Genomic DNA, 948 nt, shown 5'->3' with positions numbered 1-948 from the left:
AAGAAGGGATTATTAAATGCTTGAAGTATAGGAAAAATAAACGGCCTAATGGGAGTAGATCTTCTCGCCTATTCTGTTGACTTAGCTGGATAAGTTCGCGAATTAACTGTTTATTGCCCTGAAAATATGTTCGCGGCTTTGAGCTTGCCATTCCTATCCGTTAATTCTTGAAGGAAGGCGCGCAACAGCCCATGCCGCGCGTTATTTGGTGGCTTCCTTGCTAAATGATTGCGGTTGAGCTGGAATCCTTACCAGCGAAAAGAGGCAATGCTCAGGTGGTGCCCTGGGAGGAGGTGTGAGCAATGGGAGCGGTGCAATGTCCTGTTCCTTCTCTCGAAGGTGAGCCTAAATTCGATCGAGAACGTCCTGGCCCTCTAGGCGAGCAATCACTTTGAGGGATCCGCCGCAGCGACTGCAAACTTCAATATCGATATTGAATACTTGTTTGAGTCGCTGGACCCAGGTCATCGCAGCGTGATGCTCGACAGTTGAGCGTACTTCATCATTGGATATGCGCTTCACATCTTTGCCACGTTTGGCCGGGGTGACCTCCCCACGCCACCGGTGGTTGGGGGCCAGCACGCCGTGATAGCGGGTAAGATTAACGCGGGGCTTAGGCGCCAGGGCAGCCAAACGTGCGATGAAATCCACCGGCTCGAATGCCACTTGCGTGGTGCCATCCCGGTAGGGCGTCTTCAGGGTGTAGACCACCTTGCCGGTGGGGCTGAGATAGACGCGGTGTGGCGACAGCAGGGCGGGAAATATACCGACACAGCCGCTCACGCTTGTCCTTTTGATGTCCTTCACAGCTCACTCCGGCGTGTAGCGAGAATCCATTGGCCTTGGCCACCCGCTCCAGTCCGGGATCAGGTCTGTCAAGGGGACGTATGGTGCGAATCATGAACGCTTTACGTCCCTGCTGTGGCCCGACGGCTATGCGGTAGGAGA

At 54.3% G+C, this 948-nt stretch carries 1 pseudogene; it reads right to left on the bottom strand.

Going from position 1 to position 948, the window contains the following annotated elements:
* Nucleotides 1–345: 345 nt before the first annotated feature.
* Nucleotides 346–901 (bottom strand): annotated as a pseudogene (locus tag A3709_RS24725) (transposase).
* Nucleotides 902–948: the final 47 nt, after the last annotated feature.

Origin of the sequence: Halioglobus sp. HI00S01 (assembly GCF_001635445.1) — a bacterium.
Classification (GTDB): Bacteria; Pseudomonadota; Gammaproteobacteria; order Pseudomonadales; family Halieaceae; genus Halioglobus; species Halioglobus japonicus.
Note: the sequence above shows the minus strand (reverse complement) of the source record. Positions and strands in the feature narration are given on the sequence as shown.